Source organism: Kordia antarctica, assembly GCF_009901525.1.
GTDB lineage: Bacteria > Bacteroidota > Bacteroidia > Flavobacteriales > Flavobacteriaceae > Kordia > Kordia antarctica.
In genome coordinates this window covers 661,529-681,598 of record NZ_CP019288.1, presented here as the reverse complement: position 1 = coordinate 681,598, position 20,070 = coordinate 661,529, and the positions used below count along the sequence as shown (strand labels likewise).

General features: G+C 32.8%; 21 protein-coding genes. 6 read left to right on the top strand and 15 right to left on the bottom strand.

Annotation, left to right across the window (positions count from 1 at the left end; all coding sequences use genetic code 11):
- Window positions 1-15 precede the first annotated feature (15 nt).
- Entirely contained in the window at window positions 16-1,101 is a 1,086-nt protein-coding gene (gene meaB, locus IMCC3317_RS02985; protein WP_160128024.1) for a methylmalonyl Co-A mutase-associated GTPase MeaB, read from the bottom strand.
- Window positions 1,102-1,647: 546 nt separating this feature from the next.
- Here meaB and IMCC3317_RS02980 point away from each other — a divergent pair.
- Genes IMCC3317_RS02980 through IMCC3317_RS02970 form a run of 3 tightly spaced genes read left to right on the top strand, consistent with a single transcriptional unit; the run spans window position 1,648 to window position 4,202 of the window.
- The gene (locus tag IMCC3317_RS02980) at window positions 1,648-2,193 is read left to right on the top strand and encodes an RNA polymerase sigma factor (RefSeq protein ID WP_160128023.1); all 546 of its coding nucleotides are present in this window, start codon (window positions 1,648-1,650) and stop codon (window positions 2,191-2,193) included.
- Window positions 2,177-2,761: a hypothetical protein gene (locus tag IMCC3317_RS02975; RefSeq protein WP_160128022.1), complete on the top strand. Its 585-nt coding sequence runs from the start codon at window positions 2,177-2,179 to the stop codon at window positions 2,759-2,761. The genes IMCC3317_RS02980 and IMCC3317_RS02975 overlap by 17 nt, the downstream gene beginning before the upstream one ends.
- Window positions 2,751-4,202 (top strand): hypothetical protein, encoded by a 1,452-nt coding sequence (locus IMCC3317_RS02970; RefSeq protein ID WP_160128021.1) that lies wholly within the window; start codon window positions 2,751-2,753, stop codon window positions 4,200-4,202. Before IMCC3317_RS02975 ends, IMCC3317_RS02970 begins: the two co-directional genes overlap by 11 nt.
- A gap of 144 nt (window positions 4,203-4,346) precedes the next feature.
- Here the strand turns inward: IMCC3317_RS02970 and IMCC3317_RS02965 are convergent, their stop codons facing one another.
- The 7 genes from IMCC3317_RS02965 to IMCC3317_RS02935 all read right to left on the bottom strand — a co-directional run bounded on the left by IMCC3317_RS02965 (window position 4,347) and on the right by IMCC3317_RS02935 (window position 11,398).
- Window positions 4,347-4,988 (bottom strand): response regulator transcription factor, encoded by a 642-nt coding sequence (locus IMCC3317_RS02965; RefSeq protein WP_160128020.1) that lies wholly within the window; start codon window positions 4,986-4,988, stop codon window positions 4,347-4,349.
- A 107-nt stretch (window positions 4,989-5,095) separates the two neighbouring features.
- The gene (locus IMCC3317_RS02960; protein WP_160128019.1) at window positions 5,096-5,875 is read right to left on the bottom strand and encodes a sensor histidine kinase; all 780 of its coding nucleotides are present in this window, start codon (window positions 5,873-5,875) and stop codon (window positions 5,096-5,098) included.
- Between the two features lie 665 nt (window positions 5,876-6,540).
- Window positions 6,541-7,221, bottom strand: a complete 681-nt coding sequence (locus tag IMCC3317_RS02955; protein WP_160128018.1) for a hypothetical protein — start codon at window positions 7,219-7,221, stop codon at window positions 6,541-6,543.
- Window positions 7,222-7,461: 240 nt separating this feature from the next.
- Entirely contained in the window at window positions 7,462-8,394 is a 933-nt protein-coding gene (locus IMCC3317_RS02950; RefSeq protein ID WP_160128017.1) for a hypothetical protein, read from the bottom strand.
- A 382-nt stretch (window positions 8,395-8,776) separates the two neighbouring features.
- Window positions 8,777-9,712, bottom strand: a complete 936-nt coding sequence (locus IMCC3317_RS02945) for a hypothetical protein (RefSeq protein WP_160128016.1) — start codon at window positions 9,710-9,712, stop codon at window positions 8,777-8,779.
- A gap of 343 nt (window positions 9,713-10,055) precedes the next feature.
- Entirely contained in the window at window positions 10,056-10,715 is a 660-nt protein-coding gene (gene msrA / locus IMCC3317_RS02940) for a peptide-methionine (S)-S-oxide reductase MsrA (protein WP_160128015.1), read from the bottom strand.
- Window positions 10,716-11,047: 332 nt separating this feature from the next.
- A complete protein-coding gene (locus IMCC3317_RS02935; RefSeq protein ID WP_160128014.1) occupies window positions 11,048-11,398 on the bottom strand; it encodes a DUF6249 domain-containing protein in 351 nt (116 codons plus the stop codon).
- Between the two features lie 402 nt (window positions 11,399-11,800).
- On the opposite strand from IMCC3317_RS02935, the gene IMCC3317_RS02930 reads away from it, so the two are divergent.
- Window positions 11,801-12,385, top strand: a complete 585-nt coding sequence (locus tag IMCC3317_RS02930) for an RNA polymerase sigma factor (RefSeq protein WP_160128013.1) — start codon at window positions 11,801-11,803, stop codon at window positions 12,383-12,385.
- Window positions 12,369-12,761, top strand: coding sequence for a hypothetical protein (locus IMCC3317_RS02925; RefSeq protein WP_160128012.1), 393 nt, complete (start codon window positions 12,369-12,371; stop codon window positions 12,759-12,761). The genes IMCC3317_RS02930 and IMCC3317_RS02925 overlap by 17 nt, the downstream gene beginning before the upstream one ends.
- A 289-nt stretch (window positions 12,762-13,050) precedes the next feature.
- Here the strand turns inward: IMCC3317_RS02925 and secA are convergent, their stop codons facing one another.
- The 6 genes from secA to IMCC3317_RS02895 all read right to left on the bottom strand — a co-directional run bounded on the left by secA (window position 13,051) and on the right by IMCC3317_RS02895 (window position 18,517).
- Window positions 13,051-16,419, bottom strand: a complete 3,369-nt coding sequence (secA, locus tag IMCC3317_RS02920; RefSeq protein WP_160128011.1) for a preprotein translocase subunit SecA — start codon at window positions 16,417-16,419, stop codon at window positions 13,051-13,053.
- A 71-nt stretch (window positions 16,420-16,490) separates the two neighbouring features.
- Entirely contained in the window at window positions 16,491-16,712 is a 222-nt protein-coding gene (locus IMCC3317_RS02915) for a DUF2795 domain-containing protein (protein WP_160128010.1), read from the bottom strand.
- A gap of 128 nt (window positions 16,713-16,840) precedes the next feature.
- Window positions 16,841-17,416: a cob(I)yrinic acid a,c-diamide adenosyltransferase gene (locus IMCC3317_RS02910; RefSeq protein WP_160128009.1), complete on the bottom strand. Its 576-nt coding sequence runs from the start codon at window positions 17,414-17,416 to the stop codon at window positions 16,841-16,843.
- Window positions 17,400-17,546: a hypothetical protein gene (locus IMCC3317_RS02905; protein WP_160128008.1), complete on the bottom strand. Its 147-nt coding sequence runs from the start codon at window positions 17,544-17,546 to the stop codon at window positions 17,400-17,402. The genes IMCC3317_RS02910 and IMCC3317_RS02905 overlap by 17 nt, the downstream gene beginning before the upstream one ends.
- Window positions 17,543-17,698: a hypothetical protein gene (locus IMCC3317_RS02900; RefSeq protein WP_160128007.1), complete on the bottom strand. Its 156-nt coding sequence runs from the start codon at window positions 17,696-17,698 to the stop codon at window positions 17,543-17,545. Before IMCC3317_RS02900 ends, IMCC3317_RS02905 begins: the two co-directional genes overlap by 4 nt.
- Window positions 17,699-17,701: 3 nt before the next feature.
- On the bottom strand, window positions 17,702-18,517 hold the full coding sequence (locus IMCC3317_RS02895) for a class I SAM-dependent methyltransferase (protein WP_160128006.1): 816 nt from the start codon (window positions 18,515-18,517) through the stop codon (window positions 17,702-17,704).
- A gap of 321 nt (window positions 18,518-18,838) precedes the next feature.
- Here IMCC3317_RS02895 and IMCC3317_RS02890 point away from each other — a divergent pair, with 321 nt between their 5' ends.
- Window positions 18,839-19,267 carry a DUF4352 domain-containing protein gene (locus tag IMCC3317_RS02890; RefSeq protein ID WP_160128005.1) on the top strand — a complete coding sequence of 143 codons (429 nt, stop codon included), beginning with the start codon at window positions 18,839-18,841 and terminating at the stop codon, window positions 19,265-19,267.
- A 25-nt stretch (window positions 19,268-19,292) separates the two neighbouring features.
- Here the strand turns inward: IMCC3317_RS02890 and IMCC3317_RS02885 are convergent, their stop codons facing one another.
- Window positions 19,293-20,057 (bottom strand): O-methyltransferase, encoded by a 765-nt coding sequence (locus tag IMCC3317_RS02885; protein ID WP_160128004.1) that lies wholly within the window; start codon window positions 20,055-20,057, stop codon window positions 19,293-19,295.
- Window positions 20,058-20,070: the final 13 nt, after the last annotated feature.

Genomic DNA, 20,070 nt, shown 5'->3' with positions numbered 1-20,070 from the left:
ATGCTTGAATATGTTTTAAAATTTCAACAAATCCAATAACTGTTGTGCAGCATGAAACGGAGAAATTGTGCTGTTTTCGGTAGCATTCAAATATTCGTCTAACACACTTTTTACGTGTTCGTTGTTATAAAAGTTATGTTTCAGGCGTTCTTCAATGGTTTGTAACAGCCAAAAACGATTTTGTTGTTTTCTATGATTTTCAAAGTAATGATTTGCTTTCGTCGTTTCACAGAATTCCGAAATTAGTTGCCAAACATCGTCAATTCCTTCATATTTCAAGGCGGAAGCCGTAACTACTTTAGGAAGCCATTCAGAAGCTTTCTGCGGATATAAGTGTAATGCGCGCTTAAATTCAGTTCGCGCTATTTGCGCACGTTTTATGTTATCGCCATCGGCTTTATTAATCACAATAGCGTCAGCCATTTCGATAATTCCACGTTTGATTCCTTGCAATTCATCTCCGGCGCCAGCCAATTTTAACAATAAAAAGAAATCTACCATACTATGAACGGCAGTTTCACTTTGCCCAACGCCAACAGTTTCAATCACAATTGTATCAAAACCACACGCTTCACATAAAATAATCGTTTCACGAGTTTTTCGAGCAACGCCACCAAGTGAATCACCAGAAGCTGACGGACGAATAAAAGCATTTTCATCCTTTACTAAATCTTCCATTCGAGTTTTATCGCCTAAAATACTTCCGCTAGAAATTGAACTACTTGGATCAACAGCTAACACGGCAACTTTTTTGCCCAAACCTGTCAAATGTTTTCCAAAAGCTTCAATAAATGTACTTTTCCCAACACCTGGAACGCCTGTAATTCCTATGCGAATTGACGTATTAGCATGTGGCAAACATTTCTCTATAATTTCGGTAGCTTTCGCTAGATGTGTCACACTTTTACTTTCTACCAACGTAATTGCTCTGCTCAAAGCCACTTTATCATGATTCAAAATTCCTGTAACCAATTCGTCTACCGAAGGTTGTTTTCTTCTGTTCTTTTTGATAGTATCCACCGAAGTTTTGCTGATAAAATCTGGTTTGGAAATCCCATCTTTTTCATGTAAGGCTGATGTATGTGTTTTTTTAGAAGTCAAAAGTTTGATGAAATTTAAGCTATAAAAACGAAATTACGATATTTTTTTGTTTTTGATTGAAGAATTAAAAGATTGAAAGATTTAAAAATAGACTCGCTTCATTTCGACTTCGCTCAATGCAAGTGCTTTTAGTATTTTGGTATGTTAGTATATGAATTATTTACACATTAGATAAACTTATAAATCTTTCAACTTTTAAACAAAAATTTTGCTATCTGACTCTTTGCAATTTCGGATTATGATTCGTCATTGCGAAAGTTTTGAAAAAACTTGTGGCAATCTGTTTCTCGATTTACAGATTACTTCACTATCGTTCGTAATGACGAATCAAAGTATCTAAGAAAGTCTAAAAATCCAAGAAGTCCAATAATCCAGGAAAGTCTCTCCATGAGTAAATTCTCGCGAAAGCGAACATATTATAAAGTTTTAAACTATAAAACGTATTAATTAGCACGTTTTTTTTACATTATTGCAACATTCTAAAATATGTTACGTCTTTAGAGATGTATAGCAATTAACCAAAACCAGAAAACAGTCAACTTGAGTATGTTTCAAACCGAGCTCATCAAGAAGTGTAAGAATAACGACAGGAAAGCGCAACTGCATTTGTACAGGCAGTATTGTGAAGGAATGTTTATTGTTGCCAATCGATTCTTGAAACATACAGAAGATGCCGAAGATGCAATGCAAGAAGCATTTATTAACGCATTTCAAAAAATTGATCAATTTAAGGCTGAAGTCAGTTTTGGTGCATGGTTAAAAAAGATTGTCATTCACAAGAGTTTAGACAAATTACGTGCTAAACAAAATTATTATCTAACTATTGATGAAGCGCACTTAGAAATTGTTGCCGATGAAGATAGTTGGGAAACAAGTGATGAAACCACGTTGGAAGAAGTAAAAAACGAGATTGAAAATTTGCCTGAGAAATATAGAATTGTAGTAATGCTTTTTTTACTTGAAGGCTACGATCATCAAGAGATTTCGGAAATATTAAATATTTCAACAACGGCATCACGAACACAGTTATTACGAGGAAAGAAGAAATTACAGCAAGCATTAAAAAAAAGGAACTATGGGACAGGATATTAAAGATTTGTTGAAAACAGAACCGTTACATATTCAAAATGAATTGCCTGACGGACATGAAGCACGTTTTTTAGATCGATTGGATACAGCGATGTCACCAAAAGAAAAGCCAACGAAAAAGCGTTCTTTCTCTTTTTATAAAATTGCTGCGGCTGTACTTTTAATTGTGAGTTTAGGAGGTTTGACTTATCATCAATTGCAGCAAAAACCTGACATTTCAGGAGAAGAAGTTGTGAAAACTGATACTGAAACCACTAAAAAATCTTCGGTAAGCTTAGGCGATATTTCTCCCGATTTAAAAAAGATTGAAGATTATTATGTAGCAAACATCAATTATGAATTGACACAAGTAGAAGTTTCCGAAGTTGGGAAACAATTATTTAGTAGCTACATGGAAAAACTTTCTTTGTTGAATGAAGAACAAAAAGTGCTTCAAGAAGAGTTGAACGAAATAGGACCAAACGAGCAAACTATTAATGCTATGATTGATAACTTACAGTTTAGACTGAAATTGCTATACCAATTAAAGGAAAAATTGAACGAACTAAAAAAATCAGAAAATGATGCATAAATCAAAAATGAAATCATGTGTATTGATCGCTTTGTTGATCATTACATTTGGATATTCGCAATCAAAAAAACGAACAAAAAAGGAAGTTTTCACCGTAAATAAAGATGTTACGTTAGAAATTAATACGTCGCATGCTGATGTTGAATTTGATACTTGGAATAAAAACAAAATCGAAATTACTGCTACTATTGAAATTGAAGACGCAACCGAAGAAGAGATAGAAGCGTATTTTAAAAAGTGGAATTTTGAAGCAATAGGAAACAGCGAAAAAGTAACGGTAACTTCTAAAGGAAGCAGCTCATTTTTTGGCGAAAGCAGACAATTTACATTATCAGATCCAATTATTATTGAACAACTACAAAGACCATTAATTTTTGAAATGCCTGAAATCCCAGAGATTCCTGAGTTGCCAAATTTAGTGATGGAATCTATGGAAGGTGTAAAGTTTGATTATGAAGCGTATCAAAAAGATGGAGAAGCGTATATGAAAAAATGGCAGAAGCAATGGAAAGATGGCTTTGATGAGAAGAAGTTTAAAGAAGGTATGGAAAAGTGGAAAGTTGAGTTTGAGAAGCTACAAGAAGAGCGAGATAAATTGCGGAAAAGTGTAAATGAAAAGCAACAAAAGGGGCTTGTAGAAATTCAAGGAAAAGTTGTTGCTAAAGGAAGAGCATTCAATAAGCAAGAATTGCTAAAACAAAAAGAAGAGTTATTGAACAGATTCGAATTAATTCAAGAATCAAACTTGCAAAATAATCGTGTTATTAATCTTAATAGAAATGGAAACGAAAGTGATGTTTTCTTTATCTCATCAGGAAATAAACATTATAAAGTAAAGAAAACCATCAAGATAAAAATGCCAAAGAAAACCAAGTTAAAACTCAATGTTCGACATGGAGAAGTAACGTTGGCGGCAACAAGTGAAAATGTAAACGCAAAGCTGTCTCACGCAGCTTTGTATGCAAATGTGATTAATGGTGCAAATACGACGATAGAATCGTCGTATGCGCCTATTCATGTAACTAGATGGAATAATGGCACATTGAAAGTAAATTTTGTGAATACAGTAGATTTACAATTTGTGAATGCTATTAATTTAATGTCAAATTCGTCCAAAGTAAGTTTGGGAACGCTAGGAGAGAAGGGAATTATTAGTGGAACTTTTGGCAAATTATTGATTCATAACGTTAGTGATAATTTTAAAACGTTAGATATTATTCTCGAAAATACAGATGCGCGCATTCAATTGCCTGATGCTGCTTTTAAATTGTATTATATAGGTTCAAAATCTAGTATTTCGTATCCAGATTCAGTCATTGGCACTGAAAATAAAACACAGTTTAATACTATTGTTCGCGGATATCAGAAAGTGAATACTTCGGGAAGTGAGATTAATATTAATGCAAAGTTTAGTGAGGTTTCGTTGAAGGGGAAATCGTAATTTAGGTATTAGGTATTAGGCATTAGGCATTAGGCATTAGGAATTAGGTTTTCTCGCGATGCTCGATTTTTTAGTTTATGAGTTTATCGGTTTATAAGTTTACGCTAATAACTAGAAACCAGCAACTAGCAACTAGCAACAAACCTACGGCAAATAAATTTTATTTTTAATAGCATAAATTACCAATCCAATTCGATTTTTTACACTCAATTTTTCGAATAATGCATCACGATATCCATCAATCGTTTTTGGACTTAAACACATTTGATCTGCAATTTGCTTGTATGTCATTTCCGTACACACCAACTTCATAAAACAGATTTCATTTTCTTTCAGTTTTGCGCCATTATTTCCTTTTCCGCTTAATGAACCAATTAGAATATTCGTGACATGTTTTGAATGATAAAAACCATTGATAGTAACTTCATTCAGTGCCATTTCTAAGACACTTTTTTCTACATCTTTCATCAAATATCCTTTTGCACCAGCGCGTAACATTTGAATTATGGTACGTTCGTCTTCTTCAATAGAAAGTCCTAAAACGTCAATATTTGGAAAATGTTCCGTAATCCAAGTCGTAGTTTCAATACCATTCATAATTGGCATATTAATGTCCATTAAAACAATGTCTGGCGGATTTGAATTTTCTTGCAAGCGTGTAATTAATTCTTTTCCATTTTTGCATAAATAACTTACCTTAAAGCGATCAAATGAATCGACTAAGCCGCCAATGGCTTGTGATAATAATACATGATCTTCAACGATTGCAACGGAATATGTTTTCAAAATTGTGTGATTTTTGGTGGTTGTTTAAATATAATTGAAAGATTAAATTATTAAAAGATTTAAAAATTAATGTTCCTAAAAGTAATTCAAATTACGATATTTGAAAGCTAAAGATAATGAATAATCGTTAGGTTTGTGCCTTTTTCCAATTCAGATTCCAATTCGATTTCTGCGCCAATTAGTTTTCCTCTACTTCTCATGTTTTGTAATCCGATTCCTTTGGTAAGTTTATCATTTGATGCTGAAAAACCTTGTCCATTGTCTTTTGCGGCAATTGTCAGTTTTTCAGGTGTATACGTCAGCGTTACGTCAAGCGTGGAAGCTTTTGCATGTTTAATGGTGTTTGAAAAGAATTCTTGCAAGATTCGAAATAGAATAATTTCAGCTTTATCATCAATAATTTCTTCGTCGCCGTTTATGGTTAACGTGGCTTCAATAAAATTTAACCGATTAAAACGTGCGACTTCCAAACCTAAAGCTTCTGGTAACATAAGATTTTTCAAAGCATCTGGATTGATGAGTTTTGAAAGCGCTCGTAACTCTGTCAAACTCTTTGAAATGGTATCACTAACTTCCGCGACATCTTCATTTCTATCTGCTATTTGATGTAGTTGTATTTTAGCCAACGTCAGAAGTTGTCCGATATTATCGTGCAATTCCCAACTTATATTTCTAAGTGTTTGTTCTCGGATTTCTATTTGTGTCTCTGCAATCGCGTTTTCAAATTCTCGTTGCGCTAATTGCCTTTCGGACAAGAGTTTGTTCTTTCGCTTGATGAATACCAAGAAAAGTATAATAATTACAACAATAAGTAAAATAAAAACTATTGTTGCAATAACAGCTGCTATCGCTGCTAAGGTTGTTGTTTCTCCACTTTGTAACTGCATATAAAACCTATAATATATGATATGTTAAGAATTAAACTTAAGCTCAAAGATAGAATATTCATCCATTCAAAATTAGCTTCATATGTCTCAAAAAAATACTTTCTAAAAATAAGCCAAGGTATAATACCTATATTGAATAATAATACTCCTACACTAATCCAAAATAGAAGATACCTAGTCATAAATAGTACTCTTTCTGAGTTCAAAATTTCTACAAAATAGAAAATTATAGTTATAATTAGAAAGCATGATCCAATAATAAATGGAATAGATACAAGGTTTGAGTAATAATTTTCAATAAAAATTCCATTTAGTATGAAAAAAATGGCATATGTTAAACTAAAGTAGATTACAATTTTCTTGTATTTTTTTCTATTCAAGAAATGCCAATATACTGAAAAAAGAAAAAGAAAATTTATAAAGAGATAAACATTATAATAAATAAGATTATCGTGTGTTAGAACATCCGCAATATATTTTCCTATAAGTTCATTTACAACAACATACCATAGGAATATTAAAAAATATCTCAGATATGAATTCTTATATTTATAGAAATAAATGCTACCTATTATGGCAGCAGTTATTTCTATATAAAGTGTTATATCTTTTATTGAAAAAGTAAATTGATTTAAGAATTCATTCATGAAATTTTATTCAAATAATTATCCTCTCGGCGGTGGCGGACTTAATTGTCCTAAATTAAACGATAGACTTGTACCATTATCATCATCATTTTCAGCACTTGATTTTTGAACTAAGTTTTCACTTGTTTTATGACCTAAACTTAAATTAGCTTCATTCGCTCTTGTATCTGCATTATGTTCATCTAATAACAATCTTGTGATTACTTTATATCTACCAACTAATGGAGATGAAGGATCGTTTGGAATAATTGAAAAAGGTAAATTTTTCATATTATGATACTCTTCAGATAATTTTGTATCAACAGTAGGTGTAAAGAAGACTGTTTGTTGATTAGGATAATCCTTATGTTGATTATATTTTCCAAAATATACCCGAACTCCAGAAATCTCAGGATTTTCTGGATTTACTTTTTCTACATTATCCAAATATTGAATATAGTTACGGATTTTCTCTATTGAAAACCAAGCGAATTGTGTTTCTTTAAAATCAGGATTAGTTGTTGTTCCTTGCGAAGGATCATTTAATTTGGCTACATAGTTTTCATGCAAGTTTACAGCATCAGTTACTTCAATGATGCCCTCAGGAGCTTTCGCATCAGGATTTCCATTGTTGTTCTCACTTAATTTTTTACAAATAAAATAACCAATTGCAATTCCCACGAGTAAAGCAACAATTATTAATGGTACTGAATTTTCCATAAGGTTGTAGTTTTGTTAGTCTGTTTAATTTTTGTTAAAATTAACCAAACTTTCGAGAAAAAAAATTTGTATTTGAAAAATGGGTGTTTTTCCCTTTAACTAAAAAGTGATAAAAGAAATAAAGTGGAGAAAATGACTACAAATGTGTAGAATGTTGAAAATTATGTGTAGATGGTATGTGAAAAAGAAAATCAATAAGATGTTATGAAGAAATAAAATAGGCTTGGAGGAAGTTATTTTTTAATTGTTTACTGGCGGTGGAGATAATTGCCCCATATTATAAGTCAAGCTTTCATCATCATCAGTAGTAGAAGTTTCTTTTGAAAAGAAATCATTTTGTATAAAGGTTTTCAGTGATTTCCCTTCAATATTAATAATTGTTTGTTGTTGTGCACTCGCAACTAGAAAAACCGTTTGCGCGTTTGATTTTAATTCCAAACTTGGATCAGTATTATACACACCAAAAAATACATCAATACCAGTAATTGCTAAATTATGATTCGTAGATTTCTTTTGTAGATAGTCAATATATCCTTTCATTTCTTCCAACGAATACCAAACCGCTTTTGTGTAATAATCCTTTTTGACTTTAGCTTGAAACGGCTGAATATATTGTGTTTGATAGGTGTTAAAAAGTGTTACAGCTTCATTAAAAGACAAATAACCATTTGTTGATAATACTAAGTTTTCATCATTTTGCGAGCTATTTTGCAATTCTAAAGAAGAATTAATATGTTTAAATGTTAGAAATTTTCCGTTTTCAATAGTGAAAGATTCTTGATAATCTAGCGTTACATTTCGTGTAGACGGCATTAAAAACGTTGTTCTTTTGCCATTTGCATCAGTGCCAAAAATAAAACTGAGACCTGTAATCGGAATGTTTTTAGAAACAGCTATAGTTTCTAAATGATTGATATAAGTATCTAAAGTTTCAAGTTCAAAATGAATTGCTTTGTCTTTAAACGTAGTTGTTGATTTCCCAATTTGAGAAAGTCGCGTGCTGTGATCGTTCTGAAAAAGTGTGGCTGCATCTACGTTAGAAATAATCTTTGCAGGTATTTCTAACGCTGAATCGAGTAGTTCTTCTTCGTGTTGGTTATGTGTATTACAACTTAGGAAAAGTGTCGCACAGACAAGTCCTAAAGAAGCAAATGATAACATTCTTTTCTTCATGGTGGTTAGTTTTTGATATTAATAATTGATATGAATTATGATTCCACTTTTCAGCAGAATTGATTCAACGTACGGTTTTGAGTTCGTCTTTACAGACTTCTCATACTTGAGTTTTATTAAAAATTGCGACTTGGAGGTGTAATTACTATTTAAAAGTAATAAAAAGATTCTACCGATTTGAAGAAGATGTGTATCTGTCGTTTTTTTATGTGTAATTGTCATCAAAACGCACACTTTCAATTTATAGATATCAGAAAAATGAATCGTATGTAAAATTAGAATTAGGCATTCTGTTTGTAGAAAGATAGACTAAAGTACTCGAAGCAAAAAAACCGACAAGGTGAGTTGTCGGTTTTGAACTTTTATATAATTATTTTCATTGTTAATGATGACCTCTTGGTGGCGGTGGAGAGAGTTCTCCAATATTAAAAGTTAAACTTCCATCCATATTTTCATCACTTTCTTTCGCAATAAAACTATTTTGAGCAAAACCTTTCAATGATTCCCCTTCAACATTAATAATAGTTTGTCGTTGCGTACTTGCTGCTAAGAAAACAGTTTGTGCATTTGATTTCAATTCCAGACTAGCATCATTATTATACACACCAAAAAAGACATCAATACCTGTAATTGCTAAATTATGATTCGTAGATTTTTTCTTTAGATAGTCAATATATCCTTTAATTTCTTCCAACGAATACCAAACCGCTTTTGTGTAATAATCCTTTTTGACTTTAGCTTGAAACGGCTGAATATATTGTGTTTGATAGGTGTTAAAAAGTGTAACAGCTTCATTAAAAGACAAATAACCATTTGTTGATAATACTAAGTTTTCATCATTTTGCGAGCTATTTTGCAATTTTAAAGAAGAATTAATATGTTTATATGTTAGAAATTTTCCGTTTTCAATAGTGAAAGATTCTTGATAATCTAGCGTTGCATTTCGTGTAGACGGCATTAAAAACGTTGTTCTTTTGCCATTTGCATCAGTGCCAAAAATAAAACTGAGACCTGTAATCGGAATGTTTTTAGAAACAACTATAGTTTCTAAATGATTGATATAAGTATCTAAAGTTTCAAGTTCAAAATGAATTGCTTTGTCTTCAAACGTAGTATCTTCTTTTCCAATTCGTGTTAATCGTGTAGTTTGATCGTTTTGAAAAAGTTTCGCCGCTTGTGTATTGGAAATTATTTTCGTAGGAACTTCCAACGCTAAGTCTAATTGTTCTTCTTCTGCTTGGTTTTTTGTTTCGCAACTCAGGAAAAATGTAGCACATACAAGTCCTAAAGAAGCAAATGAGATCATTTTTTTCTTCATAATTTAAAAGTGTTTAATTCGTTAAAATTGAAAAAACGCGTTTTCTGTATGTAATTACTTTCTAAATGTAAGAAAAAGATAATGATTCACAAACTATTTTTTGTAAGCGTTGCATATTCTTTGTGAGCGTTGTGTTTTTGAACTTGAACTTGAATTTGAATTTGAAATGGAAGATGCTTAAATATCGAATATCAATCAAAGAATATCGAATGTTGAAGTTTTTTTAATTTGAGACTAAGTTAACGTATAAAAAAAACCGACAACTAACGCTATCGGTTTATACTATAAATTATGGTTTCGCAATCATTTTTCAATCATTGAATACTTCAATCTTTCAATCAAACTAATGCGCATCTTTTTTCAATAATTCTGGAAATTTCTTTTGAAAACGCTTTAATCTCGGGACAGAAACACCTCTGATATATCCATTATTCGGATTGTTTGCTTCGTAATCTTGGTGATATGCTTCTGCATCGTAAAAAGCAGTGTATTTTGTTATTTCTGTAGTAATTGTTCCGCTGAAAACTTTATCCGTTTTTAATTTTGAAATGTAATCATCTACGATTTTTTTCTCTTTAGAATCTTTATAAAATATAGCCGAACGATATTGTCTACCAGCATCCGGACCTTGTCTGTTCAGCGTTGTTGGATCGTGCGAACCAAAAAATACTTTCACTAAAGTTTCATATGAAACGACTTTTGCATCATAAAATACTTTTACCGCTTCCGCGTGATCTGTTCTTCCAGCACTTACCAATTGATAATTAGCAGTTTCCGCTTTTCCGCCAGCATAACCAGAAACAACTTCTTTCACGCCTTTTACGCTTTCAAAAACAGCTTCCACACACCAAAAACAACCGCTTGCAAAATAGGCAGTTTCATACTTTGCCAAATCTTGTTGTGTCATTTTTTCTTTGTGTACAGCTTCTTTCGATGTTGTATTTGAGTTGCAACTTAATGTAAAAAAGAGTACGGTTATAAAAGTTAGAGATATCGATTTCATGTTAATTATTTTTTATCTAAGTCGAATCAAAGGTAAAAACTTACGGAACGACTTAAAATTTGGGTTACTTTTAACATCTGTAAAGATACGAATTCTGGTATTTCAGATTGTTTGAAACGTCATTACGAACGATAGTGAAGTAATTTGTATGTAAAAGATTGCTTTTGCACCTTGCAAAGATGAAAGTTTTTCAATTCTTAAATCTTTCAATAATATAAGGTAGACTGAGGTTTTCTCGAAGTCTACTCAAAATGAAAAAACGACTGCGAATCCGAAGATAAACAATCGTTTAGTGTAATTAACTAACTGCGCTTTTTGACTGATGAAATCAATTATGCATTCTCGACTAGTTTTTTCGTTAAGAAGAAACCAGTGAATAATGAGATTCCGCCAACTAAGAAAATCGTTCCTGGAAATGCTACACTTTCATGTAAACCGAAAGAAACATGCATCATATTTCCAATAAAAATGCCTAATCCAATTCCCATCATCAAAACGGCAAGATTCAATACCAATACTTTCCACGTTGGTGTTAATGATTTTTTTGAGCTGAAAAAGATAGAAGCATCAGCTCCTTTTTCAATCAATGCTAAACGTTCTTTGTTTCTTGACGAAATGTACAAATAGTAGATTCCGAAAATGACTCCCAAAATTGCTGGCATTATAATTACTTCTGATCCCATAATGAATTGTTTTTTAAAGTTTAGTTTTTGTATTTGCCCATTATGACGAATGGTTTTTTGTTTTGGTTACAGAAAATGTGAAATTTTTTTGAAATGATAAATTATTAATGATAAATTTTAAATTAAAAAGTAATTTCACATGAACACATGAACACATGAACACATGAACACATGAACACCGAATAACGAATAACGAATAACGAATAACGAAATTTAAAATGTAAAAGTAAATTTTAACTAATAATTACCAACAGAAAAACAAATCAACAAAACGCGAATTAACAAATAGCAAACATCCTAAAACCTAACACCCAAAACCCAACTACCTAATAAAACCCAACTACCAAATAAAAAACCCAAAAAACTGTAACCAATCAAACAAAGCAATCGTCTTAACAACAAATGACTCAAAAAACCGACCAAGACTGTATTCTTGAAATTCGTGCAGGAAACGTGAATGCGTATGCGATGCTTGTGACTAAATATCAAACTATGATTTTTACGTTGGCGATGCGTATGGTAGGAAATAGGGAAGATGCGGAAGAAGTTGCGCAAGATACATTTGTGAAAGCATACAAAGCATTAGACACGTTTAAAGGAACGTCTAAATTTTCTACGTGGCTGTACAGAATTGTCTATAATACGAGTTTGGATTGTATTAAAAAGAACAAAAGAGTCATTTACTCAGAACATATTGATGAAATTCACGAAAGTGATATTGGAACAATGCAAGATGCACTAAGTTATATAGAAGCGAAAGAGAAAAAGCAAACTATTGAAAAAGCATTGTTACAGTTGCCTGAGGATGAGCGCGTGTTGTTAACGTTGTTTTATTTTGAAGATTTATCATTGAAAGAAATCTCGGAAATTGTTAAAATATCGTATGATAATGTAAAAATCAAATTACATCGCAGTCGAAAAAAATTATATCATATCTTGAAAAATGTTGTAGAACCTATATATTTGAGTCATGGAAGTAGAAAATAAAAAATTAGATCAATTCACAAAAGATGTCATCCAAGAAGCTGGATTGACAACACCTTCCATAGATTTTTTAGCCAAAGTCATGGCAGAAGTTTCCAAAGAAAAAGTTTCGGTAAAAGTCTACAAACCATTAATAACCAACGTTGGTTGGATGCTTATTGCGTCATTATTCTTCCTATTCACGTTTGTATTGACACGCTTCTCGCTTGGTTTTTCTGTTCTTGGCGATTGGAATTTAGCTGGTTTATTCGTCCAAAAATATAACATCACATTCTCCGTTCCGAATACATATGTGTATTGCACAGTTTTCTTAGGAATCTTCGTTCTTATTCAAATACATATTATAAGCAAACGTTTTTCGAGAAGTTTGGAGAGTTGACTTCGAGTACCTCAGTCAACGCTTAGATTGCTGGACTTGAAACGTCATTGCGACCTCGTGCTTGACACGTGGGAAGCAATCTGTTAAACTACAAACAGATTACCACAAGTTTTTTCATTTCAACTCAGCTCAATGTAAACAAAACACTCGCAAAGACGTAATTTTTCAATCATTTAATCCTTTAATGTTTTAATCAAAAAAACTCCCACGTTTCCATGAGAGTTTTATATAAATTATATATCAGTACACTGAGGCTTGGCTCAGCGCGAACACTGAGGCACTCGAAGTGTTATTCCTCAACAATAACCCATTGTCCTTTAGAAATCAACGGTTCAGCTTGTTTATACTTTACAGTTTTGTTTTCACCAGTCATTACATTTTTGATGGTAACACGTTCGTTACGACCAATTTTTGGCTTATCGCGAACAATGGTTTCTGTAACTTGGGGACGTTTTTGACCAGATGATTGCATTGCTTGACGATTTGCCGCAGATTTTTCATCACTGTTCAATACTTCTTCTTTCGAAGTTGTATAGTTTTCTTTTCTACGTTTTTGCTCACGTGCTTCTTGAACTTTGTTTGGATCATTATTTTCTAATTCTCCTTTAAACAAGAACGATAAAATTTCACGATTTACTTTATCAATCACACCTTTGAACAATTCAAAAGCTTCAAATTTGTAAATTAATAACGGATCTTTCTGCTCATGCACAGCCAACTGAACTGATTGCTTCAATTCGTCCATCTTACGCAAGTGCGTTTTCCAAGCATCATCAATAATAGCCAACGAAATATTCTTTTCGAAATCCGTCACCATTTGTTTTCCTTTAGAATCGTATGCTTCTTTTAAATCACTGACAACATTCAATTCTTTTGTTCCGTCAGTAAACTTAATAACAATGCGTTCGTATTTGTTATCTGGATTTTCATACACTTGCTTAATTACTGGGAAAACTGCTTCCGCGTTTTTCTCCATTTTAGCATTGTAGTGTTTGAAAGCTGCCGTATATACTTTACCAATGATTTCTTGCTCCGTCATTTTTTTAAATTCGTCTTCCGAAATTGGACTTTCGATAGAGAAGTAGCGAAATAATTCGAATTCAAAGTTTTTATAATCGTTAGCGGCTTTATTTGTTTGCGTAATGATTTCGGTAGTGTCATACACCATATTCGAAATATCTACCTTTAAACGTTCTCCATGTAACGCGTGACGACGACGTTTGTATACAACTTCACGTTGTGCATTCATTACATCATCATATTCTAACAAACGCTTCCGAATTCCGAAGTTATTCTCTTCCACTTTTTTCTGCGCGCGTTCAATAGATTTTGTCATCATGGAATGCTGAATTACTTCACCTTCTTTTAATCCCATTCTGTCCATCATTTTAGCAACTCTTTCAGAACCAAATAAACGCATCAGGTTATCTTCCAAAGAAACATAAAATTGTGAACTTCCTGGATCTCCTTGACGACCAGATCTACCTCGTAACTGTCTATCTACACGACGAGAATCATGACGTTCTGTACCAACAATGGCTAATCCGCCAGCAGCTTTTACAGCGTCACTCAATTTAATATCCGTTCCACGACCTGCCATGTTTGTTGCAATCGTAACTTGTCCTGGTTCTCCAGCTTCCGCTACAATATCTGCTTCACGTTGGTGTAATTTTGCGTTCAATACATTGTGCGGAATTTTACGAATAGAAAGCATTCTTCCTAGTAATTCCGAAATTTCAACCGAAGTTGTACCAATTAATACAGGTCTTCCTTGTCTAGACAATTCAGTTACCTCATCAATAATGGCATTGTATTTTTCACGTTTTGTTTTGTAGATTAAATCTTCTTTGTCTTTACGTGCAATAGGTCTATTTGTTGGAATTTCAATAACATCCAATTTATAGATTTCCCATAATTCTCCTGCTTCCGTTACTGCCGTTCCTGTCATTCCTGATAGTTTACGGTACATTCTGAAGTAGTTCTGTAAAGTTACTGTTGCAAACGTTTGTGTAGCATCTTCAATTTTTACATTTTCTTTTGCTTCAATCGCTTGGTGTAATCCGTCAGAATATCGACGTCCGTCCATAATACGACCGGTTTGCTCATCAACAATCTTCACTTTGTTGTCCATTACTACGTATTCTACATCTTTTTCAAAAAGTGTGTAGGCTTTTAGTAATTGACTTAAGGTATGAATACGTTCACTTTTAACTTGAAATTCACTAAATAATTTTTCTTTTAGCTCAATTTCTTTTTCTTTTTCGAACTCTTGTGCTTCAATTTTGGCAATTTCTCCACCAATGTCAGGCATTACAAAGAAATCTGCATCATTGCTTCCGCCAGATAAATATTCAACACCTTTATCTGTTAAATCAATTTGATTGTTCTTTTCTTCAATCACGAATAATAATTCTGCATCAATTTTATGCATTTCGCGATTGTTGTCTTGCATATATGTGTTCTCTGTTTTTTGGAGTAATTGTTTTACACCTTCTTCACTTAAGAACTTTATTAATGCTTTATTTTTAGGCAAACCTCTAAAAACTCTTAACAATAAGAATCCACCTTCTTTGGTTTCACCGTCTTTAATCATTTTTTTAGCTTCCGCCAAAACACCTGTTAAATACTGACGTTGTTTGGTAACTAAATCAGCAATTTTAGGTTTTAATTCATCAAATTCATGTAAATCTCCTTGCGGAATTGGGCCAGAAATAATTAATGGCGTACGAGCATCATCAACTAATACAGAATCGACTTCATCGACAATGGCATAATTGGGAGCACGTTGTACCAAATCATTTGGCGAATGCGACATGTTATCACGCAAGTAATCGAAACCAAATTCATTATTTGTTCCGTAGGTAATATCAGCGGCATACGCTTTTCTTCTCGCTTCAGAGTTTGGTTGATGATAATCAATACAATCAATCGTAAATCCGTGGAATTGGAATATTGGCGCCATCCACGCGCTATCACGTTTTGCTAAGTAATCATTCACAGTTACCAAATGCACACCTTTTGCAGGCAATGCATTTAAGTATACAGAAAGCGTTGCAACCAACGTTTTTCCTTCTCCTGTTTTCATTTCTGCAATTTTACCTTGGTGCATCGTAATACCACCAATTAATTGCACATCATAGTGAATCATGTCCCAAGTGACTTGCTTTCCAGCGGCGTCCCAAGAGTTTTGCCAAGTAGCGTTGTCGCCATCAAGTGTTACATAATCGTGATTTCCAGATAATTCTCTGTCATACGGAGTTGCCGTAACAGTAAGTTCCGTATTATTTGTAAAACGTTTTGCCGTTTCTTTAACAACTGCAAATGCTTCTGGTAAGATGTCAAATAAGACAGCTTCCGTAATTTCGTATTCTTCGTTTCTAAGATTGTCAATTTCTTGATAGATATCATCTTTACGTTCGATATCAGAAATTGTTTCTGCTTCTTCTTGTAAAGAAACAATCTTCGCATTATTTTCTTTGCACGCTTCCGCGATTTGTGCCTTAAAGTTTGTTGTTCGAGCCCTAAGATCATCAAGAGACAATTGTGATAGTTGTTGCTCGTGTGATTTGATTTTATCAATAATAGGCTGTAAGCCCTTGATATCTTTCTTGGATTTGTCTCCAACAAACATTTTCAACATTGAATTTAAAAAACTCATGGTTTTATGTGGTTTTATATTAAACCAAAAAAAAGCCTCAATATGGAGACTTTTTCCTAGTTTAACTTGTTTTAATATTCATCTTCGTTCCAGAGATAATCATCATCTGTAGGATAATCTGGCCAAATTTCTTCGATAGATTCGTAAGTTTCCCCTTCATCTTCAATAGATTGTAGGTTTTCAACAACCTCTAAGGGAGCACCAGTTCTAATTGCATAGTCAATCAACTCATCCTTTGTAGCTGGCCAAGGAGCATCACTTAAGTGAGACGCCAGTTCTAATGTCCAATACATATTTTTTGATATTAATTTTTTGCAAAAATAAATTTTTAAATGAAAAAGTCAAGTAAAAAAATCATTATTTATACATTATTTTTAAGAACGTTTTTTTAAGGACATGTAATCCCTTAGTTTTTAAATGATTACGAATTTTTTTTAGGAACCCATTTTATTTCATTTGCTTGAAGATCATTCGACAACTTCCGTGCCAATACAAAAAGGTAGTCAGAAAGGCGGTTTAAGTATTTCAACGTATTTTCGTCAAAAGGCTCTATTTCGTAAAGTGCTGATGCTAAACGCTCTGCTCTGCGACATACACAACGTGCTATGTGACAGAATGACACAGTTTGGTGTCCGCCAGGCAATACAAAGTGTGTCATTGGCGGCAACGCATCATTCATCGTGTCCATTTCACGTTCTAAGACTGCAATGTTATCTTCTGAGATTCTATTGATGTTCAATCGGTCTTTTCCATTCTTCAATGTCGCCTTTTCAGGATCGGTTGCTAAAACTGCACCAACGGTAAATAGTAAATCCTGAATGTCCATCAATACATGTTGATAGTGTTTGTTAATGTCTTGATCGCGAATTAAACCAATATGTGAATTCAATTCGTCCACAGTTCCATAACTATCAATTCGGATGTGATGTTTCGGAACACGTGTTCCGCCAAATAGGGCAGTAGTTCCTTTATCTCCGGTTTTAGTATATATTTTCATTGTTTTTGTCTTCTTTTTCTTTTTTATCAAAATGATCTTTCAATTTCTTTCGTGTTTTCACATTGCTTAGATACACAAATATGAATCCAATGAGAATAGCAAATAGAAGTTTCCAGTGGATAACAATCATTTTTCTTGCCTTTTTTCATCTTTTTTGTGCGAATCTAAAAAAGCACGATTTTTACGACTGCTATTGCGTTTTTTATTTTTTCGTGTATTCACAAGTAATAATGGCGCCAATACGCCAACAATGACTATAATAACAATTAATTCGGTGCTCATTTGTTAGCTATTTTGTTTCATCAACATCGTTAAATGCATGCACTTATACAAACGTTTATCGCTTGTTTGCGATTGTTCCCAATCGTTTTGATGCAACTTTTTAATGTAATTTAATTTTTTATCTGCGCTCATCGGAATGAGATTTAAGAAAAACGCCCATTTCGAACTTCCTAAAATTGCTCTGCGTTCAACGACTTTAAATTCTGTATGAAAGCGTTTTACAGTTTTCTTTGAAAAAGGCCATTCCCAATCGGCATCTGATTGAAAAGGTCTGTATATTCCACGAATAATTCGCAACGGCAAACTTGTTTTTAACGGATCATACGAAATGAGTTTTCCGTCAGAAGCTAATTTTTCTTTTAGTTTTCCAAATAACATGTCTAAGCTTTCAAAATGATGCAACACGCCATATGCGTAAATGATGTCAAAATCTTTCTCTATAAATTCTGGCGATAGAAAATCAACTGCTTGCGCTTCTGCATTTGGGAAGTCTTTTAAACGCTCGTTTAATTGCCCAATTGCTTTATCGCTCAAGTCAATTCCCAAATATCGTTTAGAATGTTCGGCTAAGTATAAACTCAAGTGATTTCCTGCGTAACAGCCTAAATCTAAGACTTTTTTATCCGACAAATCGCCCAACCAAACTTTATGTTTTTCATACACTTGTTCGTTGATTTGCAGTTCTTTTCTAAAATCCGATAATAATTTATTCCGCATAAAAGACCAAACTTTCGTTGCAAAATTCTTCTTCTTTACATTGTAGAATTCCTTCTGCTTTTTGTTCGTCTCTAATACTTCTTCTAATTGTGTGTTACTCATTATATTGATCTTGGGACATGATAATCACTTCAAAATTAACTAAAATTAATAGCTTTTTGATGAATATTTGATAAGTATTATTGTAATTACTATAAGTTCGATACAACAAATATTCTTTTTTTTACGGAATCAGTTCTTTTTCATTAAAAATCTTATATCTCTTGGAGAGGATTTAGAAAACGATCCGGCTGAATGATAATCACGAAAAAGCAATATATAGCCTCTACTTTACAGCGAATTTTCCTTTGGTTCGTTTTCTTTTTATTAATTTTGATCTAGCTAACTCAATTAATCATACACGAACATGTTGGCACATAAATTATGAAAACATTTATTACGATATTATTTTTAGGAATTTACTCAATTTCTTTCGGTCAAGAAATTGAATTGAAAGATTTGAATGTGGAAATTATAAAAATAAATGATGTTTCTTCTGCCTTTGGGTCAAATTCATTTAATACAGAGCCTGCCAAGCAAGCAAAAAAAGGAATGACTTTTATAATGGTAAAATTGAAACTTAAAAATGAGGGTGAAGAAAGTTTAAAAGTGAATTTTAATGCGTTCAAAATGACAGATGATGAAAATAATAAATATGAATTCTCATTCATGTATGGAATTGGGCTTCCAAGTAAAAAAATCTTAAAATTGAAATCAGGAAAAAAAGTAAGACGAACTATTTATTTTGAATTTCCACAAGGAAAAGAGTTGAATGAGTTGATTATCGGAAAAGTGAAGTATAGTCTGAAATAATATGATTAGATAACAAGAATCCATTTTACACACGCACCACAAAATGTTCTTTTTCTTGTTCTTTTCGAAAGAATACAAATCCCCAAAAAAAAGTGTCAATTGTTACCGTAACTTCTGGATGATTTTTGATAATCTCCCAAGCTTCTGACATTTCTTTACTCCAATGAATATCATCAAAAATAAAAACCGAATTGTTGTGTGCCGTTTTTAGTAATTGCTCAAAATAATGCAACGTTGCTTCTTTTTGATGATTTCCATCAAAATAAACCAAATCATACTTTTGATCGGCTATTTTCGGAATTGATATTGAAAACTCGCCCACATACATTTTTACATTTGAGAGTTTATATTTTTCGAATTGTTTCTGTGCGATTGCTGCTGTTTCAGGACAACCTTCTAACGTAAAAACTTCGTTCGCTTCCGTCATGGAAATAGTTGCCAATCCTAACGAAGTTCCTAATTCTAGACTATTCTTAATATTGAAATAGGAGATGAGTCGCGCTAACAATTTTGCACGTTTTAATGTAATTCCTGCATTTTTTGCAATAGCAGAAATTTTCCGTTTATTGGATGAAAAAACTCTGCTTCCTGCGCCAAAATCTTTAATTTCTATTTCTGTGTGATTGTTTAAAAGTTCGTTGCGATACCTTTCAATAGTTTGATAAATTTCTTTCGATTCCGTATCGTAGAAACATTTCGTCACCAAATCATACACAAAAGGCGAATGCACGCCATGTTCGTTGGTCGATTTTATCAAAAACTTAAAATATGCAAAGATTTGATACCACATAAGTTTATATCAT